The organism is Lysinibacillus mangiferihumi (genome assembly GCF_003049665.1).
Lineage (GTDB): Bacteria > Bacillota > Bacilli > Bacillales_A > Planococcaceae > Lysinibacillus > Lysinibacillus mangiferihumi.
On record NZ_PYWM01000022.1, the window covers coordinates 41,644 to 67,539 of the forward strand.

At 37.3% G+C, this 25,896-nt stretch carries 46 protein-coding genes; all 46 read left to right on the forward strand.

The genetic code is table 11. The features are described from left to right. Positions 1-4 precede the first annotated feature (4 nt). The 46 genes from C9J37_RS18810 to C9J37_RS19040 all read left to right on the forward strand — a co-directional run bounded on the left by C9J37_RS18810 (position 5) and on the right by C9J37_RS19040 (position 25,895). Positions 5-295, forward strand: coding sequence for a type II toxin-antitoxin system RelB family anti-toxin (locus C9J37_RS18810; RefSeq protein ID WP_167397365.1), 291 nt, complete (start codon positions 5-7; stop codon positions 293-295). Continuing rightward, positions 283-534: a hypothetical protein gene (locus tag C9J37_RS18815; RefSeq protein ID WP_107896588.1), complete on the forward strand. Its 252-nt coding sequence runs from the start codon at positions 283-285 to the stop codon at positions 532-534. Before C9J37_RS18810 ends, C9J37_RS18815 begins: the two co-directional genes overlap by 13 nt. 214 nt (positions 535-748) lie before the next feature. Next, entirely contained in the window at positions 749-1,084 is a 336-nt protein-coding gene (locus C9J37_RS18820; protein ID WP_107896589.1) for a RyR domain-containing protein, read from the forward strand. Between the two features lie 137 nt (positions 1,085-1,221). Next, positions 1,222-1,491, forward strand: a complete 270-nt coding sequence (locus tag C9J37_RS18825) for a hypothetical protein (protein ID WP_107896590.1) — start codon at positions 1,222-1,224, stop codon at positions 1,489-1,491. After that, positions 1,488-1,712, forward strand: coding sequence for a YqaI family protein (locus C9J37_RS18830; RefSeq protein ID WP_107896591.1), 225 nt, complete (start codon positions 1,488-1,490; stop codon positions 1,710-1,712). The genes C9J37_RS18825 and C9J37_RS18830 overlap by 4 nt, the downstream gene beginning before the upstream one ends. A gap of 74 nt (positions 1,713-1,786) precedes the next feature. Continuing rightward, the gene (locus C9J37_RS18835; RefSeq protein ID WP_107896592.1) at positions 1,787-2,686 is read left to right on the forward strand and encodes a hypothetical protein; all 900 of its coding nucleotides are present in this window, start codon (positions 1,787-1,789) and stop codon (positions 2,684-2,686) included. A gap of 16 nt (positions 2,687-2,702) precedes the next feature. Further along, the gene (locus C9J37_RS18840) at positions 2,703-3,440 is read left to right on the forward strand and encodes an LCABL_13060 family 5'-3'-exonuclease (protein WP_107896593.1); all 738 of its coding nucleotides are present in this window, start codon (positions 2,703-2,705) and stop codon (positions 3,438-3,440) included. Positions 3,441-3,636: 196 nt separating this feature from the next. Beyond that, positions 3,637-3,840 carry a helix-turn-helix domain-containing protein gene (locus C9J37_RS18845; RefSeq protein ID WP_107896594.1) on the forward strand — a complete coding sequence of 68 codons (204 nt, stop codon included), beginning with the start codon at positions 3,637-3,639 and terminating at the stop codon, positions 3,838-3,840. Positions 3,841-3,897: 57 nt separating this feature from the next. Beyond that, entirely contained in the window at positions 3,898-4,248 is a 351-nt protein-coding gene (locus C9J37_RS18850; protein ID WP_107896595.1) for a hypothetical protein, read from the forward strand. Positions 4,249-4,317: 69 nt separating this feature from the next. After that, complete coding sequence (locus C9J37_RS18855; RefSeq protein WP_107896596.1) at positions 4,318-4,545, forward strand: hypothetical protein; 228 nt, start codon at positions 4,318-4,320, stop codon at positions 4,543-4,545. A gap of 15 nt (positions 4,546-4,560) precedes the next feature. Beyond that, on the forward strand, positions 4,561-5,352 hold the full coding sequence (locus C9J37_RS18860; RefSeq protein WP_107896597.1) for a DnaD domain protein: 792 nt from the start codon (positions 4,561-4,563) through the stop codon (positions 5,350-5,352). Continuing rightward, a complete protein-coding gene (locus tag C9J37_RS18865; protein ID WP_235617171.1) occupies positions 5,267-6,106 on the forward strand; it encodes a DnaA ATPase domain-containing protein in 840 nt (279 codons plus the stop codon). The genes C9J37_RS18860 and C9J37_RS18865 overlap by 86 nt, the downstream gene beginning before the upstream one ends. A 35-nt stretch (positions 6,107-6,141) precedes the next feature. Further along, positions 6,142-6,327 (forward strand): hypothetical protein, encoded by a 186-nt coding sequence (locus tag C9J37_RS18870; RefSeq protein WP_107896599.1) that lies wholly within the window; start codon positions 6,142-6,144, stop codon positions 6,325-6,327. Between the two features lie 16 nt (positions 6,328-6,343). After that, positions 6,344-6,538, forward strand: a complete 195-nt coding sequence (locus C9J37_RS18875; protein WP_107896600.1) for a hypothetical protein — start codon at positions 6,344-6,346, stop codon at positions 6,536-6,538. Continuing rightward, a complete protein-coding gene (locus C9J37_RS18880) occupies positions 6,539-6,886 on the forward strand; it encodes a hypothetical protein (RefSeq protein ID WP_107896601.1) in 348 nt (115 codons plus the stop codon). Then, positions 6,879-7,067 (forward strand): hypothetical protein, encoded by a 189-nt coding sequence (locus tag C9J37_RS18885; RefSeq protein WP_107896602.1) that lies wholly within the window; start codon positions 6,879-6,881, stop codon positions 7,065-7,067. The genes C9J37_RS18880 and C9J37_RS18885 overlap by 8 nt, the downstream gene beginning before the upstream one ends. Further along, positions 7,064-7,291: an LIM domain-containing protein gene (locus C9J37_RS18890; protein ID WP_107896603.1), complete on the forward strand. Its 228-nt coding sequence runs from the start codon at positions 7,064-7,066 to the stop codon at positions 7,289-7,291. Before C9J37_RS18885 ends, C9J37_RS18890 begins: the two co-directional genes overlap by 4 nt. Continuing rightward, positions 7,288-7,833, forward strand: a complete 546-nt coding sequence (locus tag C9J37_RS18895; protein ID WP_107896604.1) for an HNH endonuclease signature motif containing protein — start codon at positions 7,288-7,290, stop codon at positions 7,831-7,833. Before C9J37_RS18890 ends, C9J37_RS18895 begins: the two co-directional genes overlap by 4 nt. Then, positions 7,763-8,302 (forward strand): single-stranded DNA-binding protein, encoded by a 540-nt coding sequence (gene ssb / locus C9J37_RS18900; protein WP_107896605.1) that lies wholly within the window; start codon positions 7,763-7,765, stop codon positions 8,300-8,302. Before C9J37_RS18895 ends, ssb begins: the two co-directional genes overlap by 71 nt. Positions 8,303-8,324: 22 nt before the next feature. Further along, positions 8,325-8,504 carry a hypothetical protein gene (locus tag C9J37_RS18905; RefSeq protein WP_107896606.1) on the forward strand — a complete coding sequence of 60 codons (180 nt, stop codon included), beginning with the start codon at positions 8,325-8,327 and terminating at the stop codon, positions 8,502-8,504. After that, a complete protein-coding gene (locus tag C9J37_RS18910; RefSeq protein ID WP_107896607.1) occupies positions 8,501-9,130 on the forward strand; it encodes a dUTP diphosphatase in 630 nt (209 codons plus the stop codon). Before C9J37_RS18905 ends, C9J37_RS18910 begins: the two co-directional genes overlap by 4 nt. Further along, positions 9,120-9,773 (forward strand): hypothetical protein, encoded by a 654-nt coding sequence (locus C9J37_RS18915; RefSeq protein ID WP_107896608.1) that lies wholly within the window; start codon positions 9,120-9,122, stop codon positions 9,771-9,773. Before C9J37_RS18910 ends, C9J37_RS18915 begins: the two co-directional genes overlap by 11 nt. An 86-nt stretch (positions 9,774-9,859) precedes the next feature. Further along, positions 9,860-10,675 (forward strand): DNA adenine methylase, encoded by an 816-nt coding sequence (locus C9J37_RS18920; RefSeq protein ID WP_235617172.1) that lies wholly within the window; start codon positions 9,860-9,862, stop codon positions 10,673-10,675. A gap of 9 nt (positions 10,676-10,684) precedes the next feature. Beyond that, complete coding sequence (locus C9J37_RS18925; protein WP_107896609.1) at positions 10,685-11,101, forward strand: DUF1064 domain-containing protein; 417 nt, start codon at positions 10,685-10,687, stop codon at positions 11,099-11,101. A gap of 379 nt (positions 11,102-11,480) precedes the next feature. Continuing rightward, positions 11,481-11,678 (forward strand): hypothetical protein, encoded by a 198-nt coding sequence (locus tag C9J37_RS18935; protein WP_107896611.1) that lies wholly within the window; start codon positions 11,481-11,483, stop codon positions 11,676-11,678. A gap of 35 nt (positions 11,679-11,713) precedes the next feature. Beyond that, complete coding sequence (locus C9J37_RS18940; protein WP_107896612.1) at positions 11,714-11,968, forward strand: hypothetical protein; 255 nt, start codon at positions 11,714-11,716, stop codon at positions 11,966-11,968. A gap of 387 nt (positions 11,969-12,355) precedes the next feature. Then, positions 12,356-12,793: a helix-turn-helix domain-containing protein gene (locus C9J37_RS18945; protein WP_107896613.1), complete on the forward strand. Its 438-nt coding sequence runs from the start codon at positions 12,356-12,358 to the stop codon at positions 12,791-12,793. Between the two features lie 189 nt (positions 12,794-12,982). After that, positions 12,983-13,591: a hypothetical protein gene (locus C9J37_RS18950; protein WP_107896614.1), complete on the forward strand. Its 609-nt coding sequence runs from the start codon at positions 12,983-12,985 to the stop codon at positions 13,589-13,591. A gap of 15 nt (positions 13,592-13,606) precedes the next feature. Beyond that, positions 13,607-13,870 (forward strand): helix-turn-helix domain-containing protein, encoded by a 264-nt coding sequence (locus tag C9J37_RS18955; protein WP_107896615.1) that lies wholly within the window; start codon positions 13,607-13,609, stop codon positions 13,868-13,870. A 583-nt stretch (positions 13,871-14,453) separates the two neighbouring features. Beyond that, positions 14,454-14,657, forward strand: coding sequence for an Acb2/Tad1 domain-containing protein (locus tag C9J37_RS18960; protein ID WP_107896616.1), 204 nt, complete (start codon positions 14,454-14,456; stop codon positions 14,655-14,657). 226 nt (positions 14,658-14,883) lie between these two features. Beyond that, the gene (locus C9J37_RS18965; RefSeq protein WP_107896617.1) at positions 14,884-15,534 is read left to right on the forward strand and encodes a hypothetical protein; all 651 of its coding nucleotides are present in this window, start codon (positions 14,884-14,886) and stop codon (positions 15,532-15,534) included. 80 nt (positions 15,535-15,614) lie between these two features. Then, a complete protein-coding gene (locus C9J37_RS18970) occupies positions 15,615-15,938 on the forward strand; it encodes a hypothetical protein (RefSeq protein WP_107896618.1) in 324 nt (107 codons plus the stop codon). A gap of 9 nt (positions 15,939-15,947) precedes the next feature. Continuing rightward, a complete protein-coding gene (locus C9J37_RS18975) occupies positions 15,948-16,847 on the forward strand; it encodes a terminase small subunit (RefSeq protein WP_107896619.1) in 900 nt (299 codons plus the stop codon). Continuing rightward, on the forward strand, positions 16,844-18,277 hold the full coding sequence (terL, locus tag C9J37_RS18980) for a phage terminase large subunit (protein WP_107896620.1): 1,434 nt from the start codon (positions 16,844-16,846) through the stop codon (positions 18,275-18,277). The genes C9J37_RS18975 and terL overlap by 4 nt, the downstream gene beginning before the upstream one ends. 14 nt (positions 18,278-18,291) lie before the next feature. Beyond that, the gene (locus C9J37_RS18985) at positions 18,292-19,800 is read left to right on the forward strand and encodes a phage portal protein (protein WP_201262192.1); all 1,509 of its coding nucleotides are present in this window, start codon (positions 18,292-18,294) and stop codon (positions 19,798-19,800) included. Further along, entirely contained in the window at positions 19,781-21,454 is a 1,674-nt protein-coding gene (locus C9J37_RS18990) for a minor capsid protein (RefSeq protein ID WP_107896621.1), read from the forward strand. The genes C9J37_RS18985 and C9J37_RS18990 overlap by 20 nt, the downstream gene beginning before the upstream one ends. 5 nt (positions 21,455-21,459) lie before the next feature. Then, complete coding sequence (locus C9J37_RS18995) at positions 21,460-21,741, forward strand: hypothetical protein (protein ID WP_137067785.1); 282 nt, start codon at positions 21,460-21,462, stop codon at positions 21,739-21,741. 152 nt (positions 21,742-21,893) lie between these two features. Continuing rightward, a complete protein-coding gene (locus C9J37_RS19000; protein WP_107896623.1) occupies positions 21,894-22,484 on the forward strand; it encodes a phage scaffolding protein in 591 nt (196 codons plus the stop codon). Between the two features lie 19 nt (positions 22,485-22,503). Then, a complete protein-coding gene (locus C9J37_RS19005; protein ID WP_107896624.1) occupies positions 22,504-22,818 on the forward strand; it encodes a hypothetical protein in 315 nt (104 codons plus the stop codon). A 16-nt stretch (positions 22,819-22,834) separates the two neighbouring features. Further along, positions 22,835-23,890, forward strand: coding sequence for a major capsid protein (locus C9J37_RS19010; RefSeq protein ID WP_107896625.1), 1,056 nt, complete (start codon positions 22,835-22,837; stop codon positions 23,888-23,890). Between the two features lie 14 nt (positions 23,891-23,904). Further along, positions 23,905-24,084, forward strand: a complete 180-nt coding sequence (locus tag C9J37_RS19015) for a conjugal transfer protein (RefSeq protein ID WP_107896626.1) — start codon at positions 23,905-23,907, stop codon at positions 24,082-24,084. A 5-nt stretch (positions 24,085-24,089) separates the two neighbouring features. Beyond that, positions 24,090-24,485: a hypothetical protein gene (locus C9J37_RS19020; RefSeq protein WP_137067784.1), complete on the forward strand. Its 396-nt coding sequence runs from the start codon at positions 24,090-24,092 to the stop codon at positions 24,483-24,485. Then, positions 24,479-24,841, forward strand: a complete 363-nt coding sequence (locus C9J37_RS19025) for a hypothetical protein (protein ID WP_107896628.1) — start codon at positions 24,479-24,481, stop codon at positions 24,839-24,841. The genes C9J37_RS19020 and C9J37_RS19025 overlap by 7 nt, the downstream gene beginning before the upstream one ends. Further along, positions 24,841-25,260: an HK97 gp10 family phage protein gene (locus tag C9J37_RS19030; protein ID WP_107896629.1), complete on the forward strand. Its 420-nt coding sequence runs from the start codon at positions 24,841-24,843 to the stop codon at positions 25,258-25,260. The genes C9J37_RS19025 and C9J37_RS19030 overlap by 1 nt, the downstream gene beginning before the upstream one ends. After that, positions 25,250-25,687: a phage tail terminator family protein gene (locus C9J37_RS19035; RefSeq protein WP_107896630.1), complete on the forward strand. Its 438-nt coding sequence runs from the start codon at positions 25,250-25,252 to the stop codon at positions 25,685-25,687. The genes C9J37_RS19030 and C9J37_RS19035 overlap by 11 nt, the downstream gene beginning before the upstream one ends. After that, positions 25,680-25,895 carry a hypothetical protein gene (locus tag C9J37_RS19040; protein ID WP_107896631.1) on the forward strand — a complete coding sequence of 72 codons (216 nt, stop codon included), beginning with the start codon at positions 25,680-25,682 and terminating at the stop codon, positions 25,893-25,895. Before C9J37_RS19035 ends, C9J37_RS19040 begins: the two co-directional genes overlap by 8 nt. The last annotated feature ends 1 nt before the right edge of the window (position 25,896 follow it).

Below are 25,896 nucleotides of genomic sequence, written 5' to 3' on the forward strand. Positions count from 1 at the left end.
TTTTATGTTCGATGCACTTGAACACGGAAAAATGTTAAAACTCTTTCGCAAGAAAGCCAAAATGACTCAAGAGGATATCGCGGAAGAATTAAATATAACTCAATCATGCGTAAGTAAATATGAAAGTGGCAGGAAGGTATTGGACTTATCGACTTTTTTAAAGTGGATTAACATAACCAACTCGGAGATACCAGCCGCAGCAATGTTGTTCGGAATGGACACAGTGAATATGGTGACTCAGTTAATGCCGATGGTGCCAATGTTTATAGGAGGATTATTCAATTGGATGCTTTAAAACGAATCAACGACCAAATCATCAAAGAAAAGGCTTGTATTAATGACTTAATAAAAGAAATCGCTATGTATACACAAAATGGACGATACAAGTTAGCTGCTGAACGTGGTCGCGATATGCAAAACTCTATTATTCGTATTCAACAGTTAGAAGGTCAAAAAGGGTTGCACTTACTGGCTCTCAAATATGTAGGAAAAGGCATTAATGCAGAGGTGGTACCGAGACATGTTCAAGTTTAAAGCGTGGTGGAGGCTCACGTTAAAAGAGCGCTTAATATCAATCAGAAAGTGGTGAATAAGAATGTTCATTAGTGCAGGGGATTGGTTACATCTCAACAAGAAACAACGTAGATTATTGCTTGAAATGCATGCAAATAAAAAAGCTGCTTAATCAATGACGTGATTAAACAGCAACAACATATACAAGTTCATTATAACACACGGAGGTAATTAAATGAATATCGAACTAATCGCAAAAATCTGTCACAACGTGAACAAAGCTTACTGTGAAAGTCAAAATGATTTCTCACAATCTAGTTGGGAAGAGGCGCCAGAGTGGCAAAAGTCATCTGCAATCAGCGGAGTACAGTACCACCTAGAAAATGAAGTAACGCCTGAAATGTCCCATGAAAACTGGTTAAAACAAAAGCTAGATGAAGGTTGGGTTTATGGCAAAGAAAAAAATCCAGAGTTAAAAACTCATCCATGTATTATGCGTTACGATGAGTTGCCGAAGTACCAGCGTACAAAGGATGCGCTATTCAAATCAGTAGTCGATTCATTCAAATAAATTAAAGACGTTTGCGAGTCGAAACTCGCTCTCGTCAAGCAGTTTGTAAATGGTTGGTTAGCCGTTTCCTCTTTGGAATTTACAAGCTGCTTGATGGGAAAGCCCATCAAAAAATAAAAACGAAAGGGTTGATTTGTATGGATAAACGTATGACCGAACTTTTAGAACTAGCTTCCAAAGTGCCGCAAATTGTTCATTCATTAGGTATCAAATCAGTTATTAATTTGACTGTAAATGAGTTGTATGGCGTTGAGGTGCAGGTCTTAAACACCAATGAGCTCTTGAATCTTAATTGGGAGTTAGCCAGCTATAACCGAATTGTGGCAGAAGTAGAAGGTATCAAGTTTACCACTTGTTTAACTGAATTTGAAAAAGATCACTTATTCATACAGGAGGCGATAGCGTGAATTTATTAGTAGAAAATCCGATGGTGTTAGGCACTATCGAGCCAGTAAATCAAGTTCCAACATTTCGTTATATCGAAGAAGATTTTCGAGATGTATATGGCTCTCTAATTGTAAGTAATGACGATTATATGAAATTTCCAAATGGCGATGTAGTGCATTTCGACAACATTCACACGTATCTAGAAACATACTTCGGTGCAGCATTTTGTACAAAAAAATAAACCACTACTCGTAATAGTGGCTTAAACAAATCAAATATTTAGCGCAATTATAGCGCACTACAGGAGGAATTTCAATGAGTAACTTAGCAGAACAGTTTAATAATCCAACTGCCTACCAACAACCACAAGGTGGAGGGGTACTAGCTCAAGCTAGTTCCTCTCGTGAAATGGAAGAGGTCAAAGGTCAGATTTTCATGGCGAAGTCATATCCACGTAATTATTTTGAAGCTGAAAAACGTATTCAAGATGCTTGTAAACGTCCTTCGTTAGCTGGTACTTCTATGTACGCATACAATCGAGGAGCTACCAAGGTAGAAGGTGCTTCCATTCGATTAGCAGAGGTATTAGCACAAAATTGGGGTAATTTATCATACGGTATTCAAGAATTGGAACAACGCGAAGGTGAATCAGTAGCAAAAGCATTTTGTTGGGACTTAGAAACGAATGTACGTCAAGAAAAAGTATTTACAGTGAAGCATGTACGTAGTGCCAGAGGAAACTTAATACCGTTAAAAGATCCAAGAGATATTTATGAACGAGTTGCGAGTGATGGTGCGCGTCGACTACGTGCATGTATTTTAGGAGTTATTCCAGGTGATGTTGTTGAAATGGCTATTGAACAATGCAGATTAACACTATCTGGACAATCTGATAAACCCTTAAAAGAACGTGTAAGTGGAGCATTAGCTCACTTTAAGGAAAAGTACGGTGTTACTCAAGAAATGATAGAAGATCGCTTTGGTTATAGTGCTTCGTCATTTAGTGAATTTGATCTTGTTCAATTAACAAACATTCGAAATTCTATTAAAGACGGTATGTCTATCGTAGAAGATTGGTTCAACAAAGATATTGGTAAAAACCAATCAAGCGCATTAGGAGAAGATTTTAAAGCTCAAACAGAACCAAAAACAGAGGTGAAACCAGATGCACCAAACGACATTCCAATTGAACAGCCAGAACTACCACTCGAGTGAGGCCAACCGACATTACATGTCAGTATCGCAGTTTAAAAGCGCGATGGAGTGCGAAGCTAGAACATTTGCAGAGGTACGGGGAGAGTTTACTCGTCCCCCCTCTACAGCTCTAATGGTGGGATCCTATTTACATGCTGCTTTCGAAAGTAATGAAGCATTTGCTGAATTTAAGGAACTAAATCATAACAGCATTTACAACAATCGTGGCAACAAATATAAAGACTACGAAAAAGCTGACGACATGATTGAAACGATTAAAAATGACGAGTTTTGTATGTTCGCTTTACAAGGCGAAAAAGAAGTTATCTTCACAGGTGAGTTATTCGGTAATGAGTGGAAAATCAAAGTCGATAACATCAGTCATGAACGTGGATTTTTCAGTGATTTAAAGAGTACGCAGGAGCTTAGGAAACGGTACTGGAGCGAGAAATACAACACTTGGGTTTCGTTTGTACAAGCATTCGATTATGTGCTGCAGATGTGGGTGTATCGTGAAATCATTTATCAAAATACGGGCCGTTACTATGATCCATACATTGTTGCAGTCACTAAAGAATCGCCACCCGATAAAGCAGTTTTACACTTTGATTCAGGACGTTTCGACTTTGAAAAGGAATATGTTCAAACGATGTTACCAAGCATCGTAGAAGCGAAGTTAGGACGTAAAAATCCACATCGTTGTGATAAGTGCGAATACTGTCGGTCTTCAAAGAAGTTAGAAGGAACATTTGAAATTGAGTATCTACTAGAGTAGGTGGTGTAAATGAATGAATAACGTACCGCACAAAGTCCTTCTGCCTGCTTGGATATTCCAACAGGCGAAGGATAACGATGAAATAAGGCGTCTGGTGCTCGACTACATGCGTAGATACCCAAACTACAGAGTGTTAAAGGTTAGTGGTAATTTCGCAGTTTGTGAGAGGGAGCAAGGGCTTTTATAGGAGGTAACCATGATCAAATTACGTTTCAGGGTATGGTGTGCTGCACGCAATTTAAAAGCTAGTGATGTTCATAGGATGACTGGTATCTCATATCCAACATTAAGAGATTTATATTATGGGCGTTCGAAAAGTATAAAAATCAGTGATTTAGATACTTTATGTACGGTTTTAAAATGTGATATCAGCGATATTATACAGCACGAAAAAGCTTAAATAGCAGTAGCAAGGGCAACAGGCAAGATGATTTTTATTCCGTAGGAGGTTTTAAAAATGGGCAAAATTTTGAGATTCAAGGAAGAACCGACGTTATTAGATTTAGAGGGATTAAGTGTTAACGGTGCTACATTCATTAGGGACAAAGGGTTTTTCCAATCGACAGAAACTCTAATTATGAGAATTCCGCATACATTCCGTTTCTCCACTAGTTTAGAGGTTTACAAAGGAGACGAACATTGCGATTTAATATTGGTGCAATTTTTAACACGCGGCCCAGAATATTGGGAAATGGGAGATTCGTTCCGTCGAATTGGATTTAGAAACCCAGAGATTGAAACTCAATTCAAAGAGTTATGCGAAACATTGGTTACTAAAGGTTTGGCGTATTGGACAGAAGAACAATGACCAAATGTGGATTCTGTGAATAATTCTGTGGTTAAAAATTTGAATATTGCGAATATGGAGGGTTGAGGTATGAACAAATCCTTGAAATTAAAACTTGAACTAATTCGAAAAGAAGTTATTAGCGAAATTATCGCTCAAAAAACTAATCAACAACTAGATACAAATACAGCTTTTAAATTTATTAAAGAAATCAATAATGCGACTTATAAAGAGCCGCAATCTCTAGCAATAGAAGCTGTAATTCATGATAAGAAAGTTAGTGATTTATTTATCAATGGCACACCATTGCCATTTTAGGAGAGGTGAGGGCAAATGGGCATCATCCGAGTGGCTAAGAACAGCAACTATGTAGTGATGAATCGAACAGCATTGAACGACAACCGGCTATCTTGGAAAGCTAAAGGCATAATGGCATACATGCTTTCAATGCCAGATGATTGGGTGTTTTATATGGACGAGCTAATGACTCATTCAACTGATGGCAAGGCATCTTTCAGAGCAGGTTTCAACGAATTAAAGACATGTGGCTACATTGAACGAAAACCTATTCGTGAAGGGCAAAGAATTAAAGAATGGGAAACGATTGTTCATGAAGTGCCTATAAATTCTCTACTTACCGATTTTCAAGAAGTAGAAAAGCAAGAAGTAGAAAACCAAGAAGTAGGTTTTCAAGAAGTAGAAAATCGAACACTACTAAGTATTGATAATAACCAAGTATTGAATAAACCAAATACTGATAATAACCAAGTACTGAAAGAGAGAGAAGAGAGTCGGTCGGTCAATCCTTTCCTAGAGATAAAAAATTGTTTTGATTCAATAATCCGAATCAGTAACTTTACGGATCACCGAAAAATGGACAAACTTCTTGAATTGTATCCTGACCACTTACTGATTATCGAAGCCATTAAACTTACTGCTGATTTAGGTAAATCAAGTGTTGAGTACATCGAAGGGATACTACGTAATTGGTCATTAGAAAAAGGAGTAAATTCATACGCAGATTGGCAGGTGAAGGTTGATGAAAAGAATGGGCGACAGAATGGCAGCAGTCATGGAGGAGTTAAAGGCCAGAAGCCAATTGTGTTCGGAGACTACAGTAGTTGAGGAACCTAACTATAACTGTCCAAAGTGTAAGGATACTGGCAGTTACTTAGTCCGAAAAAAGAATGGCTACTATATCAGAGGCGTTGAAGTTGAGCAAGACTATTACGTCGAATGCGAATGTAGCAAGATGTTCAAGATTAATAGACTCATTAAATCTAGTGCAATTACAGAAGAATTTCAGAAAATGAGCTTCAAAAACTTCTCGACTGATGACGTCCATCCCAAAGTCGTTGAAATGAAAAGCAAGGCAAATCAATATTATGCAGCCTTTGATGATATTAGAGGTTTTAGACAGAACAGTATCATGCTTATCGGACAACCTGGTTGCGGAAAGACGCATCTATTGACCGCCATATCTAATTACTTGATGCATGCAAAACAAGTACCTGTCCTGTACTTTCCATACAAAGATGGCATGAACAATATCGCTGCTAATAACTTTGAGCGTAAAAACGAAATTATGGATCGGATGAAAGAGGTTGATGTCCTATTCATAGATGATTTATTCAAGCCGATTGGTGGCAAAGTCGATGTGAAACCGTGGCAGACAGAGGTCATCTTTGAAGTAGTCAACTATCGCTATTTGAACAACAAGCCGTTATTAATATCCAGCGAGTTATCACTGGACGACATGCTTTATATTGACGAGGCGCTAACGAGTCGATTGTTTGAAATGGCTCAAGATTTCACAGTAACGATTCCGAAAGACATGAAAGTGAACTACCGATTACGGAAGGTATTTGAACATAGATAGAGGGGCACACAGCCCCTTGATTGGAGGGCGAAGGGATGAATAGAAAATATCGATACTTTATTTCGTACTTTTACACAAGCGGTTTTGCGAACGCCGAAATTAGACGAGCAACACCAATAACTAGCATCGGTGACATTGTTGAGGTGTCTAAAGATATTGAACGAAATAATGCTTTTGCTGATGGATCAGTTGTAGTCATTAGTTATCAATTATTCGAGTGAAATGGAGGGTGATAGGATGTCGAACTCATTATGTTGTGAAGAGTGTGGTAAAACGCATTTTGAAGTACCAATCATTGAAAAACCATTACGTTTTTGTTCAGTAGTAAAGGTTTATGTATTAAATCAAAACAATCCTGATGGTCGGAAGCAGGACAACATCTGTATAGATTGCTTACAAAATGAAATAGAAGGATTAGTAGGGAGTGAATGAGTGATGAATCAAGAACAGTTGAATGCTATTAAAGAACGTGTGGCAAAGGCAACACCAGGGCCGTGGGAAAGTGAAGAAACAACAGAAGGGCATATCGATATATTCAATCCTAATCAAGATTATGCCATTTGCCAAACAGGGAATGAAACATACGATTGCTTAAATGATGGTGATACAGAATTTATTAAACATGCGATTACAGATGTGCCAAAGCTTGTTGCAGAGATTGAGAGGTTACGTAAAGCGCTTGAGCAAATCATGGAAGCCGAAGCGCCAAACATGGAAGGTTGGAAAACTGAGGTATACAAGATTGCGCGAGAGGCACTAGGTGGTGAAGCTGATGAATGAACAATATCTAATAGATCAGCTAGTGTTACACGTTGGCCTCTACAAGAAATACCAGTACAAAGAAAACGAAATAGGGTTTTATCAGAACTTAGAAGCTTTACGAGTGCTGAAAGGTCTTTGCACACAGGATGAGGCGTTAGATTATGCAATCTCTATTACAGAAGGGGTGAAGGCTGCGTGAGTGAAAGTTTAAAAAAATGTGAGGCTTGTGATGAAACATTCAGTTGGAATGATGAAGTGGTTCTTGTAAACGACGAAGTATACCACAAAGATTGTGTATCGCTTTATCCAACAGGATATTTTGCAATGTTGGATGGAGAGCCTTTAGGAGAAACGGAAAACGATGACGGAAGTAGCGCATATGAAGTTATGCACGAAGGTGAATACGAGGAGGAGTCGGCATGAGTAGAGAGATTAAATACTTTCCGATTCATGGGCATGAAGGATATTACGTTGATGTAAAAGGAAATGTTTATTCTCGTTGGGTAAATAAGGGTCTACATGGTTTAGTTCTTGAAAATAACTATAAAAAACTTAAACCAAAAGTAAACGCAAATAGTGGGCATCACTCTATTTCATTAGGTAGGAAACACCAAAAACTTATTCATAGGTTAGCTTACGAAGCCATTATAGGACCGATCCCAGAAGGTTTGGTTGTAAGGCATTTAAATGACATTCCTTCGGATAATCGAATAGAAAATCTAGCATTAGGGACACAATCTGACAACATGCTTGATTGCGTCAGAAATGGGCATCATGGCTCTGGAACTAAGATAACTTTTAAAGATTGCGAGAAAATTTGGAAGTTAAAAGAAACTCTAAGCTGGAAAGCGATAGCTGAGATATATGGAGCTTGTCCTTCAACAATAAGGAAACATGCTAACAAGTACAAAGAAATTAGGAGGAACAAGCTTGAACTCTATAAATCTAATCGGAAGGCTAACTAAAGATCCTGAGCTTATGTACACTCAATCAGGTATTGCAAGGGCACGTTTTACATTAGCTGTAAATCGAACTTTCAAAAGTCAGAATAACGAAAATGAAGCTGATTTTATCCAGATTGAAGCATGGAGAAAGACTGCTGAGAATGCTGCTAACTACTTAAGAAAAGGTAGTTTAACAGGGATAACTGGAGCTATACGCACTGGTTCGTATGAGAGAGACGGGCAAAGAATCTATTTTACGAACGTTGTAGCCGACAGCATCCAATTCTTAGAGCCAAGAAACAGCGCAGGAAGCTCACAGAGCACGCCAAACTATCAATCTAGTACAAATACAGGTGGAACGTATCAAAACCCACCACAGGGCAATTACGGCGGTAATAATAACCAGCCAAGTTATACGAGAGTGGATGAAGATCCATTTGCTCATAGTAAGGGGCCGATTGAGGTTAGTCAGGACGATTTGCCTTTCTAGAAAATAAATCGAGGTGATATACATGGTACCACTAAGAAAAATCACCAAGGCTAGAACAGCACGAGAGTTAGAACGATTGATTGAGGATGACAAGGAAAGAGGTTGGAAAGTAGGAAGTAGGGTTAATCATTTTCCGCATCATTCACGACCGTATCAAATACTAATGAAATTCGAAACAGATAAGGAGCATGTGAAATTATGAACTTAACTAAATTATTCAAAACACAGGCAGCGTTGGACGAGCACATCATGCAGGAGCATCCAGAACTACGAGGGCAGAACAATCTTGACTGGAAGCTGTTAGCGTTACAGGTTGAGCTAGGCGAATGTTCGAATGAATGGCGAGGGTTTAAGAAGTGGAGTAATGATCAGGACCCAAGGACATGTGTAAGTATAGACGTTTGTAAAAATTGTGGAGGTACGGGTATTCCATTAGGAAATATTGAGGGCGGAGTAGATTGTTGGAATTGCGGAGGAAGTGGAGAGATTACAAAAAATCCTCTCCTTGAAGAGTATGCAGATGTTCTTAGTTTTGTTTTATCTATCGGTAATGAAATGGACGGAAGTCTAGATTTAATTAGTTATTTATTATCTGAGGAATACAAGCAAGAAATACGATATGCCGAAATAGATGTATGTGATCAATTCAGAAAACTATTTAGAACAATATCACTGTTAGACATGCATAGAAACAGAGTGAATTTCGGTGAAGTACTAGCTGATTTGATGGGTTTAGGCAAAGTGCTAGGATTTACAACTGAACAAATTGAAACTGCTTACTATGCTAAGAATTCGGAGAATCATAGGAGACAAGAAAATGGGTATTAAAAAGTCTTTATTCAAATGCCAATGTGGTTGCAATGAAGACATACCTTATTCACCTAGACATGAATATCCATCGAGAAAACCAAGATATAAAGCAGGTCATGCACACAGAAACAAATTCTTTTTAAATCGAGACACGATTGAAATGGAATATCTAGCAGCTGGAAGTGGTATATCATTAGCCAATTCTTACGGAATATCCTCAGTAGCTGTTTATAACATGCTAAAGAAGATGAACATTGAATTACTTCCTAAAGATATCTTAGATAATCACAATCTCAGTATTGGTAGGAGTTGGGAGTTGTTTTGTCTACAGAAACTTGATGGTTCAGAGGATTTCTCAGGTAAAGACTGGAGATGCTCATTCGACTTAAGGTGGAACAATTTCAATATCGACATAAAAGTTTCGAACCCGGTAAATGTCGGTAAGTCCAAAGATCGTTCTGCATGGTCCTTTAATACAAAGGTTAAAGATGAAATTGATTACTTCTTATGCTTGGGGTTAAACGAAAAATCTGAATTAGAAAAAATGTTTTGGATTCCATCGGAAGATGTGAAGAAACAGACTACTATTCGTAGGAATGGTAATACAAAGTACGAAAAATATAAGACTAGTTTCAGTGAATTAAATAACTTGAGGGATTGAGGATTAAATACACGCTGCTGGTAGAACGGCATTAGGTTGTTTTATCAGCAGACTAATAAGAGTGCTAATAAGGATGTGGAAATAACGTGAAAAGGATTTTAAATTACGTGGGTAGCAAGTGGAACTTGGCCGAATGGATTGTAAGTCAAATGCCAGAACACAATGTGTATCTTGAAACGCACTTTGGTAGTGGTGCTGTGTTATTCAATAAGCAACCCTCAAAAATCGAAACAGCGAACGACATTGACTGCAATATTGTGAACCTATTCAAAGTCATTCGAGAACAACCTGAACAGCTGGCCAAACATATTCAACTCACTCCTTATTCGAGACAAGAATACATTTCTTCTTTTGAGGCTTTACAAGGCCAGTTAAGTGACTTAGAAAGAGCTAGAGTATTTCTTGTTCGTTGTTGGATGGCCCACGGAGGTAAAACAAGCGACCGTACAGGGTGGCGCCACAATGTAGACTCTACAACATTTAGTGCATTACCTGATTGGCGTAAGCTACCAGCTGTCGTTTTAGAAGCAACAGAACGATTACAAAATGTACAAATTGAAAATTTAGATGCAGCAACATTGATAGCTCGTTATAACAAGGAGGATTGTCTGATTTACAGTGATCCACCGTATTTATTGAGCACACGTACAAAACGACACTATGCTCATGAAATGACAAACGAACAACACGAAACATTACTATTGGCTCTAAATCAACATCGAGGGTTTGCCATGATTAGTGGCTATAACAGCGATATGTACAATGACATCTTACGAGGTTGGACAAGAATTTCAAAGATGGCCACAACCGAAGCTGCAAAAGAAAAATGTGAAAGTTTGTGGCTCAACCCTCAAATAATTGAGCGTGGATATATACAAGAAACACTTTTTGGAATTGTGTAGGAGGAAAACATGGGCAAAGCAAAATACGGAAACAAAAAAGTAGTACATGACGGAATTACATTCGATTCAGCGATAGAAGCAAGGTATTACGATCACTTGAAAAACCTACAAGCACAAGGCGTTGTGACAGCCTTTGAATTACAGCCAAGATTCGTATTGTTGCCTAAGTTCGAAAAGAACGGCAAGAAATATCGTGAGATAGGTTACAATGCAGATTTTACTGTTCATTATGCAGATGGTCGTACAGAAGTGGTTGATATTAAAGGAATGGTTACACAGCAATTTGAGTTAAGGAAGAAGTTATTTGAATATCGTTATCCGCATGAATTAAAGCTTCTAACGTATTCGAAGATTGATAGTGGTTGGATAACACATGATGAACTTAAAAAGGCTAGGAAAGCACGTAAAGAGGCTAAAGCAGGGTGATTAAATGAACGTAGTACGCAAGGAAGTTAAACAACGCAGAGCAAGGTTAGTTAATCAGCAGGACCACATAGCTTTCCTAAAATGCAAAGGGTGTCCGAAACGGCTTATGACCCTAGTAAGAAATGCAGAGGATGTAAGGTATATAGAGAACTTAGAAGCATCGGAAAAGAGCTTGAGCAGATTAGTCGTTTGCGTAGGTGGGCTAGGTAGTTAAGAAAAATTATGTATAAAAGGGATTGAAATAACTGCTAGGGATCAAAACGGGTTTTCAAAATCGAGTGTACAATTGGAAGTTTCCTTAGCAGTTATACAACCACTATTTACAAACTGAATTACTTTTATACAAGTATTTGAAAGTGTTTATGTAGGAGGTCAATTTATGTGTGAAAAAGTTTGTTGGACATGCGGACATTATGCTTTTGGTTGCTTTGTAACAGGTGAATACAACAATACAGTTAAAGTAAATGACACATGTGATAAATGGTGTCCAGAAGGCACAGAAGGAACTGTAACGGACTATGGTTACGATGATGGGAAAAATGAAGAGTGGTTAAAAGATGATATGTCTAATCTTTAATAGATAAATATTGTTCAGCAAGGGAGTTGGTAAATTTGGATTTCAAAATTATAAATGAACGTCAGATCATCTTGCAATTAGCTATGCAAGAGGCGTATAAAAAGCGTGATGAATGTCAACGAGATTTCGATAATTTAGACAAAAAACTAAGTATTATGACCGCTGATGGTTGTTCATTACCTGATAAAGATAAAGTTGTTGAATCTATGCTTTATTTGAAAGAGTGTCGAGATGGATGGCAAGAAACAATTGACCATATAAGACAATGGCAAGATGAATTGAAAAGTTAATCAACATTCTGTCGAAGTTACTTAACAATATGAGGAAATAAAAAAAGTTTGGTAGGAACATACCTGCCAAACTTTAAGGATTAGTTTGTTCGAGATTTTCTAAAGTAAAATTTCCCTAGAACAGCTATAACTATGACTATCCAAATTGGTTTATATGGCAAAACCATTACATTCCAAAAGATAGAAATGACATTAACCATACTTTCTAACGTAAAGGATAAATCGAACATAATTTACCTTCTTCCTTTTTAACCAAATTATAACATATTGATAGATTTAGAAAAGAAAAAGCCGCAGCGTCGTCACACGCTACAGCTCGAATTGGTTCATGCCCTTTTAAGACAATCTAGTAAAAGAAGTATATCACAACTTAGGAGGGCAAACCTAATGGGCAAACAAGGGCAAATTAAAGTAACAAAAGAGAATTTACTTCAGTGGATTGAAAATTATCGATGGATGGTTGAAACGATTGAGGAAGCAAGACAGCCAGTAGCAAAGGTTGATAACAACAGTTACATTGGTGCTAAAACAGCTATGTATGGTATTGAGGCAACATTACCAAAGGCTAGTGGAGGTACAAGCGATCCAGTATTTACAGAAGTACAACGTCGTGTATATTCGCTAAATTATCGCATTAAGGAATATGAGCATAAGATTGCGGAAGTGCAGAACCGCATTCCATTTGTAGAAGGGGATAGAGAGGTTGAAGTGCTTCATAGATTACTGGATGGGGATAGTATGCGTGCTATTGGAAAGCATATGAGATTATCTAGTACGACTATTTTTAGAGTGAGAAATAATATTTTGAGTCAGATGATGAAGTAGCCAATGGGCTACTTCTTTTCGTATGTTCAACAATCAGGTCAGATTGTGGAATAACTACAATTAAAATTTTACACTCAAAAGTAGTAGTTACATATATTGCCACTTTTTGTTTGCTTACAATTGGTAAATAGTGTATTATGTAGTAAGTAGTAAGTAGTAAGTAGAATTTTTATTTTAGGAGGAACATAAATGCAGGAAAACTTGATTAGTGATGAATTTATTTTATTGACCAAGGGACGAAAGATGAAATTTTCTTTTATCGGAAGGAGACGTGTGCAGCAAATGTATGCAATAGGTGGATTGTTTATGGATCTTCTTATATCAGATTTCATAGGTTTTGATGATAAAGGTAAAATTATCATTAAAAATCGAACAGTAAACATTAAACATGCACCTGCAAAAAGGCTATATTCTCTTATTCAGGCTACAAAACCCTTGACGTTTAAAAAGTGGATGAGCAAATTTAATATTCCTTCAAAAGAGAGAAAATACATCTATAATGGGTTTAATAACACTTTGGGCAATATCCCTGTATTACAACAAAAAACAGTTGAAAAGATACGAGCAGAACTACTTGAAGAAGGTACTGTTAGTGAGGAGACAGTTGCTTTGACCTTGTTGCTATCAGCTAGTAAAACAATAAAGGATTATTTTTCGAAGTTTGAAATCAATCAGTTAAATAATCGAATTGATGAATTTCAAAAAATGTACCCTTCCCGTTGGAAGGACATTCAACGTATTAATAAAGAAATAGAAAACATGGATATAATTATTCTTACTTCAGCAATACTCGTTTAGAGAGAGGTTATTTATATGGGACGTAGACGCTCAGACGAAGTAATTTTCAATTCCGATTATGTTAGCATCAGTGAGCTAGTTCGCATTACTGGAATAAGGTACAGCACAATCAAATATTATACTGAAGAGGGGATGGTTCCTTTTGAACAAGAGGAATTCAATCTTACACGACGTTATCCTAGGGTTATGGCTGTTGAACGATTAAATGAAATTTCTACATTAAGAAAAAGAGGTTTTTCGATACCAAAGGTAAAGGAATTACTTTCCATAGATTATTGATTTCCATGTGGAGAAAGTAGGGGTATAAAAATTTAAAATAAAAGGGTATTCCATTAAAGGGCGCAATTGTGGAACAAAAGGAACAAATGAAACAGACGTAACAAAAAGAACAAATGTAAAACATGTACGATAGTTTGTGAATAAAAATTTGTATTGTAAACTCGGAGGTAGGTTCGGTGCGGTAAAGGTTTCCTCCCTTGGTATTTATAAAAAACTAAATATTAGGGAAAGACAGACCGACGACCGACCCGCGCCGAGCAAATTCGTTCGGGGCAAGACATACATGGCCGGCCCATATTTTTTAAGGGATTAGGTATCTTAATTAATATAAAAGGCTAAAAATCGAAAGAAGGAGTGGTTTTTATGTGAACTTCGTCCACTTTCCATAATTCAGTCAAACTTACTAAACGTGCACGGAAATGCACGAAAACAATTCGATTACGATAATAACGTGGTGTAGCTCTACCACGGTTGCTAGAAGTGAGCTAACTCGACATTTTTACCACAATAGAATAATAGACGAATGAAAAAAGCCTTCATCCAGCGCAGGGATGGGGGCTTTTATTATGAGAGGAGAAAGGTTATGGATCCGAAAATCGAAAACAACTTTATGTACCATGCACCTAAAGAAGGGCAACCAGAAAAGTATGAAGCTATTCGTGAAAAGGCAAAAGAGCTTGCTTACTTGATTGAGGAAGTGTGTCCAAACAGCCGAGAGAAGTCAGTTGCTGTGACAAATCTTGAAACTGCTGTTATGTGGGCTAACGCTTCAATTGCACGTAATTAAGAGCCCTACAAGGGCTTTTTCTTTTACTTTGAAAACTGTATCAAACAGCCATACAAATACAAATAACATGGTCAGTCGTGAGTGGACAGTAGGGTGGGGCGTTTTTACGGCAATAAGCGCACTGGCTATATAGGGTAGAGTTTGGTGTGGTTTTGAGAGTGGAATTTGTAGAAAATTATTCCATTATTAAACCTTTTGAATTATGATTTGTTGAGAGGTGACAGATATGGAAACAGAAAAACAAACAGAAAATAAAAAGAAGCGCATGGATGAAAAAGATTGGAAATGGCTTACCGCAATTCTAATCGGGGTTATTATTTTAATTCTGACTTTAAGATTGGGGGATAACTTAGAAGTAATAAATTTGTTTTCTTTTATTTCAAGCGCAGCATCAATAGTACTAGCATTAGTAGCTATTAATATTTCATTGAAACAAGATAGTGACAATAGGGTTGTTAATGAAAATGTTAAATCAATATTACATGGTATTGTTTCTGATGTTGGTATAGTGAAAACTTCAGTTGAAAAAATCACGGGTAATGATATTGATACAATAGCTCAGGATACTTTAGAAACAATAACTGCAATGGATGAACAACCTACTTATTCTGCTGAAGAAGCGAAAGAGCTTGTTCAGGAAGCAATAAACAATTTTAGTGAAAATGTTAAAACAAAAGTGGAAAAAGTTGGTAATAACAATTCTTTATATAATGGACTAAAAAATTATATAGAGGTCATGAATAAAATTAACGAAATTTTAAATGAAGAAAATGGTGAATTCAAAAGTACAAAATATATTCAGAGTGAACTTTTAAAAAGACATGGTATTGCGCTTACAACATCAGAGGTTATGAAAGTTATGAGCAATAGATTTTAATATTAGGTTTACTCAAAAAAGATGTCATTTAGACGTCTTTTTTTATTATACAAAGCAACTAGCATAATGGGGTGATGCCATTGGATATCGTAGTTACGATTCCTAAGAGTGAATACAGAAATGATGATAGAGAAACCGTTGTTTATCAACAAGGTGATTACGAACAGTTTTGGCAACTGACAAGACGACCTAAAAACTTAAACATGGGCGATAGAGTGTATTTTGTGAAACACGGATACATTGAATCATCAATGAAAGTAAAACGAATTGAAGTAAAGGCAACTGCTACATGTGAAGTTACTAGTCGCATATGGAATGGTTGTCTTATTTTTATGGACGATTTAAGACATGAACAGTTAGAACAAGTAAGAGGCTTTCAGGGCTTCAGGTATAGGTGGTGGTGATCATGAAATATGGCTAATTGGGATGAAATTAAACAGGAGTGGGAAACCACAAAGATTACACTAGCTGATCTTGCTGAAAAGCATGGGATAAAGCTTGGTACATTAAAGAGTCGAAAGAGCCGTGAAAAATGGTCGAGGGATGCAACTGAAAAGGATGCAACCAAAATGAAGAAGGTTGCAACCGTAAAAGAGGATGCATCTAAAGATGAAATTGTCTATTTTACTGATGAAGACGATAATGGCTTAAATGATAAGCAACAGCTATTTGTCGCTTATTACGTGAAGTGTTGGAATGCTACTAAGGCATATCAAAAAGTTTATGGGTGTGCTTATACAACTGCAATGGTTGAGGGAAGTAAACACCTAAGAAACCCTAAGATTCGGGAAGAAATCATTAAGGTTCGTGATGGATTGACTGAGGATGCATTACTCGACAAACGTACATTAATCCAAAAGTGGATAGACATCGCCTTTGCTGACATCAAAGACTACATGAAGTTTGGCAGACAGGAAGAAGTAGTGTACAACGAGGATGGTCAACCAGAGCTTGATATGAACGGCAATGTTAAAACTTACGCATTCAATTACGTGCATCTGAATGAATCTGCTGAAATAGATGGCTCACTTGTTACAGAGGTTAAGCAAGGAAAGGACGGCATAACCGTCAAACTTGCTGACAAAATGAAAGCACTTGAGTTCTTGTCGAAACATATGGACTTACTTAACGAAAATGAGCGTAAGCAACTACAGAATGAACAATTGAAGTGTTCTAATGAAGCTAAACGCATCGAAATAGAACAATACAAAAAAGACAATGTAGTTGGTTCAGAGGATAATAAATACGCCTATATGACACCAGAACAGCGTCGAGAAGCGATAGAGCGATTGAAAGGGATGACGAAACAATGAATGCTGAACAAGCCGAAATTGAATTACTAGACGCACTCATTGAGGAACGAAAATATCTTTCAAGACAATCGTTTTGGGAGTATTGCAAGACTAGGGCACCTGATTTCTACATTGATGGCAGGACGCACCTAGAAAAGATTTGTGAAACGTTACAATCGCTTTATGAGGGGCGTTTGCTTAATGAAGATGGTATACCCTACGAAAACATGATTATGAACATACCGCCTCGGCATGGTAAGTCACGAACCCTCATTCATTTCTGCGAGTGGGTGCTAGGAGATCGGCAAGAAAACCGTATTATTACTGTGTCCTATAATGAGGATTTAGCTACAGCTTTTAGTCGTTATACTCGTGATGGTATTAGTGAGGAGAAAGTTTACCCTCATGAAGTTGTTTATAGTGATATATTTCCTGGTGTAAAGATAAAAAAAGGTGATTCATCTTATCGGCAGTGGGCGCTTGAAGGACAACATTTTAATTACAAGGGCGCTGGGCTTGGAGGTTCTATCACTGGTAAGGGTGGTAACATCCTAATCGTTGATGATCCAATAAAAAATGCTGCTGAAGCTCAAAACGAAAATGCACTAGATAAACAATGGCAATTCTTCGTTGATACGTTTATCTCACGACAAGAACAAACGGACCAATCAATCAAAATCGTCAACATGACTAGATGGAGTAAAAAGGACATTTGTGGCCGTATTCTCGAAAGTAAACGAGCTGATGAATGGTATGTTTTGATGATGCCAGCAATGGATGAGGAAGGTAATATGCTATGTCCTGAATTACTGAATAGAAAGAACTTCGATGCCTTATCCGACTTTATGGACGAGGCTATTTTAAATGCTAACTATTATCAGCGACCATTAGACCTTAAAGGACGACTGTACAAAGCATTCAAAACGTATGACGGTGACTTACCTACGTTTAAATCTATTCAGAACTACACAGATACAGCAGATACAGGAGATGACTACTTATGTAGTATTGTCTACGGCGTTACGTTTGATAACGAAGCCTATGTACTTGATGTTTTATATACGAAAGCACCGATGGAAGAAACAGAGCCAGCTACAGCTAAAATGTTATATGAAAATAAAGTTAACCACGCTTACATCGAATCAAACGGTGGCGGGCGTGGTTTTGCACGTTCTGTAGAGAAAGAATTGATGGAGAAACATAATAGCAATTACACATATATAGAGCCGTTCCATCAATCAAATAACAAAATAGCTCGTATCTTATCAAACTCAACATGGGTGATGAATCACATTTACTTCCCGATTAACTGGAAAGATAAATGGTCTGATTACTACAAAGCAATGAACGAGTATCAACGAGAAGGGCAAAACAAAAACGATGACGCACCGGATGCAACAACTGGTATTGCTGAAAAAATAGGTTTAGGAGATACATTCAGTTTTGACTAGAAAGAGGTGAGAATATGAGCTTTTTCCCTTACCAAGGAGCTGTGACAGACACAGATATCATCAACGAAAACATAACAGCTGGTGCAAATGATGTCATAACAGATATTAAATGGCTTGAAAACGAGATTAATAAGTTTAAAAAGTCAGAGAAGCGAAAGTGGATGCTGATTGGCGAGGCCTATTACGAAGGTGAACAAGATATTCTAAAGCGTAAACGTTGGGTTATTGGTAAAGATGGAAGGTTAGAGGTAAATGATAACCTGCCAAACAACAAGGTACTAGATAACCAGTATGCCAAACTTGTTGATCAAAAAGTAAATTATCAACTGGGTAAACCAATAACAATTGAAACTGAAAATGATGAATACTTAAAGAAATTACAAGACATTTTCAATAAACGATTCCACCGCACATTAAGAAGCATTGGACAAGATGCACTGAACGGTGGTATTGGATGGCTTTATCCGTATTATAATGAAAATGGTGAGTTTGCTATAAAACGCTTTTCTCCACACGAAATCATTCCGTATTGGAAGGATTCAGAACAAACAATTCTAGACTTTGCAATTCGCTTATACTCCGTAAAAGAGTATGAGGGTGATAGAGAATTTATAGTGGAAAAGGTGGAGGTTTATAGCACTAATGGAGTGGAACATTATCAGTGGTTTGCAGGGCATCTTGTAAAAGATGTAACAAAAGTAACGTCATCTTATATCCATATTAATGATGGTGAAAATGAATTTAGTATGAATTGGCAACGGACACCGTTGTTACCATTTAAATTTAATAACAAGGAAATACCTTTGATAAAACGTGTTAAATCCCTTCAAGACGGTATTAACGTCATGTTAAGTGACTTTGAAAATAATATGCAAGAAGATGCCCGCAATACAATGTTGGTGTTGTATAACTATGGTGGACAAAATTTAGGTGAGTTTAGGCGTAATCTATCACAGTATGGTGTTGTAAAAATAAATCGCAATAAGGATAACCAGGGCGGTGTAGAAACATTAACAGTTGAAGTTAACCCAGAGAACTATAAGGTGATTCTGTCTTTATTTAAAAAGGCGCTCATTGAAAATGGCCGTGGCTATGATGCAAAAGATGAACGCATGGCTAACAATCCTAACCAAATGAATATCCAGTCTATGTACAGCGATATTGAACTTGATGCAAATGGTATTGAGACAGAGTTTCAAGCATCCTTTGAGGAATTATTATGGTTTGTTAATCAACATTTAGCTAATACAGGCCAAGGAGACTTTGAAGGTGAAGAAGTTAATATTGTGTTTAACCGCGATATCTTAATCAATGAAAAAGAAGTCGTTGAGGTATTAGAGAAATCACCTTACTTATCAGAAGAAACAAAGATTGCCCAACATCCATATGTAAAAGACGTGCAACTAGAATTAGAACGCAAGAAGAAGGAACAGCAAGAGCAAATGGATTTAATGGATAATTACGAAACGACCTTTAACAAGAAGTTAAATGGTGGTGATGGCAATGGCGAAGAAATCTCGTAATTACTGGCGTCGCCGTTTTGAGCAATTAGAAGAAGCCCAGCATAATCGCAGCATCTTTTATTATGAGGACCTGCGAAAAGCTTATATCGAAACTATGAACGACATAGAAGTTGATATTTTAAAGTGGTATAACCGTTTTGCTGCTAACAACGAAATCACATTTGATGAAGCTAAACTTTTACTAAAATCAGATGAACTTCGTGAGTTCCGTTGGACTGTCGATGAATACATCGAATACGGTAAAAAGAATGCACTCAACCAACAATGGATGAAACAGCTCGAAAACGCTTCTTCTCGTGTCCATATAAGCCGTTTAGAGAGTTTGCAGTTACAATTACAGCAACATGTAGAAAAACTGTATGGTGGGCAAATTGAGGGTTTTGAACAATTGATGAAAGAGACATATCAAACACAGTACTATCACACAGCATTCGAGGTGCAGAAAGCTTTCGAAATTGGGTTTACATTACAAGCACTGGATGAAACGAGGTTAACGAAAGTAATTAGCAAGCCGTGGACTGCTGATGGTCGTACATTTAGTCAAAAGATATGGCGAGATCGAAATGTGTTGTTAGATACATTGCATAAAGAGCTTATCCAATCAATAGCGAGAGGTGAAGCTCCTACTCGTATGATTTCAGCAATCACAAGAAAAATGAATACCTCACGCTCCAACGCTGCTCGTCTAGTTATGACCGAGTCGGCGTTTTTTAGTGCTGTTGCTCAAAAGGATGTATTCGGTGAGCTTGATGTTGAGCGTTATGAAATCATCGCAACTTTAGATCATAAAACAAGTAGCATATGCCAATCAATGGACGGTAAGGTATTTAAGGTGACAGATTTTGAGGCTGGTGTAACAGCGAATCCGTTTCATCCTCGATGTAGAACGACAACAGCACCGTATTTTGCTGACGAGTTCGATATTAGTGAACGTGCTGCAAGAGATGCTGATGGTAAAGTGTACTATGTGCCGTCTGATATGAAATATCATGAATGGAAAGAAAGGTTTATCTTAAATGATAAATCTGTTATCTCTAAAAGAAAAATTCTAGATGAATCGAATGAACGTCATCGTAAAGTGTATCCAGTCAAACAATCCAATGTAAATTGGCGAAATTATTTAAATGTAAACCAAGTGGGTAGTGATCTTTTAAACGAGATTCATAGTGAATTGAATGGATTTATGAATACCAAGCGAAAAGAAAAAATGTACTTAATAAATAAAGAAAAAAATTCGATTGAAGCCTCTTTAGTAGGGTCCGATATTAATAGAGTGGATTTAACAAAAGAAATAAATGATGTTTTAGAAAAAAGCCCGCAAAACAGTATAATATTTACACATGTTCATCCAAGTCCAACCTCATTTTCAAGTCATGATTTATTTTTAATGGTAAAATACAAGTCTGTAGCTGCATATACTTTGGAATGTGCGAATGGAGATAAGTATATTTTAGATAGAGGGAATTATAAGAGTTCTATGTTTAAAAATATATTTTTTGCAAATGAGTATGATAAAATTAAGCGTCAAGTTGCAAAAAGCTTCCCTGAATTAGATGATCCTCAAAAAATTTATGAAGTTTGGGATTCATTTATATATGAGGTTAATAAAAAGTTTGCCGAAAAAAATAATATGATTTTCAAGAAAGTTGAGTGATTCAAATGAAAGAAATATTGATGAATTTGGATTTACCTGATTTGTACAAGGAAAACTTATTTGAATATGTCCCAACCCTCGATGGCGTACCTGATTATATTGATTTAATTCCAAGAGGATACACGATGGGGAAATGTCAAAAGCTACACAAACTTGTGAGTATTGAGAGCATGAAATACCATTTGAATGAAGCTATTCAAGACGGTGAACTTAACGATGATGAAATGATTGAAGCAAATAAACTGATTCAAGAAGCCATTCAAGAATATAATGAAATGAGCACTTAGCCTCCTAATTGAGAGAGCTGAGTGTTTTTTATTTTCAGTGAACTACGTAAAGTTTGTCATAATCGTCTTTTTCGAGCTTGTAGACGTTAAAGAACAAGCTTCCAAACCTATCGTGCCGTTGCACGTAAAACACGAATTAGGAGGCTAATCAGATGAAAAAAGAAGATTTAATTGCAATGGGGTTAAGCGAGGAGCAAGCTGAGGCTGTTGTTGGTAAATACGGAACAATGATTCCTAAAGAGCGCTTTGATGAGGTCAACAAGGCAAAGAAAACGCTCGAAGAACAAGTAAAAACTCATGAAACTCAGTTGAAGGATTTACAAGACAAGGCCAAAGGTAATGATGATCTACAAAAGACAATAACTGATTTGCAACTGGCTAACGAAACAGCTAAAACGGAATACGAGCAACAATTGAAAAATGAACGTATGAATGCAGCGCTAAAATTGTCATTACACAGCAAAGTACATGATGTTGATTTAGTTGCTGGCCTCATCGATAAAACAACAATTGAATTAAGCGAAGATGGAAAAGTAACAAAAGGACTTGAGGAGCAACTTAAAACGTTGCAAGAATCGAAGTCCTTTTTATTTGTGCCAGAAAAGCAACCACCGACATTTAAAGGATGGAATCCTGCTGGAGGTGCAGACAATGGTGCAGGAGCAAGTGATATAGGCTCTAACTTCGCAAAAATGGCGAATGAAAAAGGCGCAAGTGATACAACTAACAACCCTTGGGACTAAACAATAAGGAGGGCTATATATGCCATATGTAAAACCAATTGAAAAATTTCAACGTGTTAACTTCTTAGCATCATCAAAAGTACAAGCATTTACGTATTTAGTGAGTGATGTAGGTGTAACAGCAGATGTGAATGGAAAGAAAATCGTAAAGGCGGGTACTATCTTACCTAAAAATGATGCTACAGCAGAAGGTATCTTATATACCGATGTCGATGTAACAAATGGACCACAACCTGGTTCATTGATTGTTGAAGCCTATATTTTAGAAGATCGTCTACCTGTTGCTCCAGATGCAGCAGCAAAAACAGCATTAAAAGAAATTAAATTCCGATAATTGGAGGGAAAACAATATGCCAGACATTTTAGAGTTATTTGGTCAAAAAACAGTACTAGATTACATGAAGGAACGAAAATATCAAAGCTATGGTGTGGGAGAAGCTCTTTTCCCGGAAGTTAAACACGACACACTAGAATTCGAGTATCTTGTAGGAGCAAATGAATTACCTGTTATTGCTAAGGTACACTCTTTTGATACAGAGGCAGAAATCGGTTCAGTTGAGGCTGCTAAACAGGTGTTAGAGGCTGCTTACATTAAGAAAAAGTATCAAATTACTGAAAAGGATTTGATTGCATTACAATTCCCACGAACAGCGCAGGAGCAACAATACCTGATGCAACGTGTGTTTAATTTAATTGATAAAGCAGCTAATGATGTTCGCGCTAGCGTTGAATTAATGCGTATGCAAGCTTTGAGCACAGGAGAATTGAAACTAGCGTTGAATACAGCCGATGGCAAGCCAAAGACTCTTACAGTTGGTTACGGAGTACCTGCAGACCACAAAGAGGCACTTGCTGGAACTGATCAATGGGGAACTGGCACAGAGGATATTTTAGGAGATTTAGAGCGTTGGTCTGATTCGCTAGATATTACACCAACTCGTGCGTTAACATCGAAAAAAATCGCTGCTCTAATTTTGCGTAATCCAAAGATTATTGGTTATTTATATGGTGCTGGTTCTGCTCGTGTGGCAAACTTAACGGATTTAAATGCTTTCTTTACACAACAAGGCTTACCTACTATTGCTGTGTATGAATCTAATTCAAACACAAAATATCGCGAGCAAAACGCTGATGGGACATACACAACAAAGAGTTACTTCCCAGATAATAAATTCGTAATGTTTGGCGACGGTCCACTTGGTGAATCGTTATATGGCCCAACACCAGAAGAATCACGCCTTATCCGTAGTGGTTCTGATGTTGAAATGACTACCATCGGCAAAGTAATTGGAATGGTGTATGAAGAAGGTAAAGATCCTGTTTCAACATGGGCAAAGGCAGCAGCTACAGCAATCCCATCATTCCCAGAAGCACAGAATGTATTCCAAGCACAACCGATTGCATAAGGAGGCTATTTAGAATGGCAAACATTAAAGTAAAAGTTAAAAATGGCGCTTTCCCTATACGTTATAAGGGAGAGCGTTATTTAGTTGGTGAAGAATTGACGATTGACGATAAACATTTGAACGAATCAATGATGGAACGATTAGAAGAACCGAAGAAGGCTGCACAATCAAGTAAAACGTCTGAAAGCGAGTGATTCGTATGTATTTAGATGTAGTAATGCGTCTATCTGCTCTTGGAGTGACTTTATCTAGTGCTCCAAGTAGTTCAGACGATATGTTGTTGAAGCATGCTATTGATAAAGTAACTAGTCACATCAAGAACCAAACAAATTTATCAGTGGTTCCTAGAGGCTTAAACGAAATAGCTATTGATATGGTAGTAGGAGAGTTTTTACTTACTAAAAAATCGATGGGCTTACTGGATGTCGAAACACTGAACTTTGAATCAGTTGCTAAACAAGTGCAAGACGGCGATACAAATGTAGTATTTGCTATTGAAGCAAATAGAACGCCTGAAGCTCAGTTCGAAGCGTTTATTTTATACCTTAAACATAGCAATACAGACTTTGTGAAGTATAGGGTGCTTACATGGTAAGTGCACGTAGAAAGGCTGTAGAATCATTGTACAAAGGATTGTGCACAGTGAAAGTTTGGCAAGAGGTTGAAGATCCTGTTACTCATGCAACTACGCATAAAGAAGTAACTATGTTAAGTGACCAAAAATGCAAGCTTTCATATGAAAAGCAAACATCAACTACTCCAACAGGTGGTCCAGCAGTGATTGCTCAGACTACTAAACTATTTATTGCGCCTGAATTAGATATACCGGCAGGCTCAAAGATTATTGTGACACAGCATAGTAAAACTGTTGAATACACAAGAAGTGGCGAACCTGCTATTTATACAGATCATCAAGAGATAATGCTTGAAGCATTTGAGAGGTACGCGTAATGGGTAGAGGTGGGCGCGTTGATTTAAGGCAATTGAAAGCATTTGAAAGAAAGTTGGCTAAGTTAGCAACTGCTGATTACGAAAAGTTCTGTGAGGATTGCGCGAAAGAATTAGCTGCAAGGTTGTTAGGCAAAGTGATTCGACGCACACCAGTAGCGAAAGTAGATGGAGGAACTTTACGACGTGGATGGACTATTGGACAAGTAAAAAAGAGTGGTTCTGTTTACGAAATAGAGGTTATTAATCCAGTAGAATACGCTCAATACGTTGAGTTTGGTCATCGAACATCTAATCACCAAGGTTGGGTTCCTGGTCGTTTCATGATGACCATAAGCGCTGACCAAGTAGAACAACAAGCACCAACAATACTTCAAAAAAAGCTATATACAATGCTAAAGGAGGCTTTCAATGGAGATTAATGATATTCAAAATGCTATATCTGTTAAGCTTCATGAAAGCTTTGGCAGTGGCTATAAAAAATATATAGATGAAGTACCGCAGGGGTTTAAAACTCCTGCTTTTTTAATTCAATTTTTGAACCTTGAGCATATAAGACAAATCGGTGGCAGATGGAAGGTAACAACATTTTTTAACGTACAGTATTTCCCTAAAACCGGCTTATCCGATGCGTCAAACATGACATTGAAGGTACAACAAGCACTAAAAGAAATAACGCTGTTAAATGGCTCACTGATGCTAGGTAATGGTGCTAACAGTGAGGTAGTAGATGGCATCGGCCATAATTTCATTCGTTTCAATTTCCTTTTGCAAGAAGTAGAAGAAAAGATTTTTATGGGCTCATTAGAACAATACATTAACAAGCAAAGGGTGATTCCTAGTGGCTAAAACTAACGATATTCTAGACAAAGTTGAGCCTGTGACAAGTGATGCTGTAACAGCTAATCTTCCAAAGTTCACAAAGGTTCAATTAGTCCAAAGCCAAAAATATGTCCATCGTCGTGATGCTTTAAATGCGTTGCTAGAGGACGACAAAACATACGCATTCACCGAAGTGGATGGCATTCTAAAGAAATTCGACAAAGGGGGTAAATAAC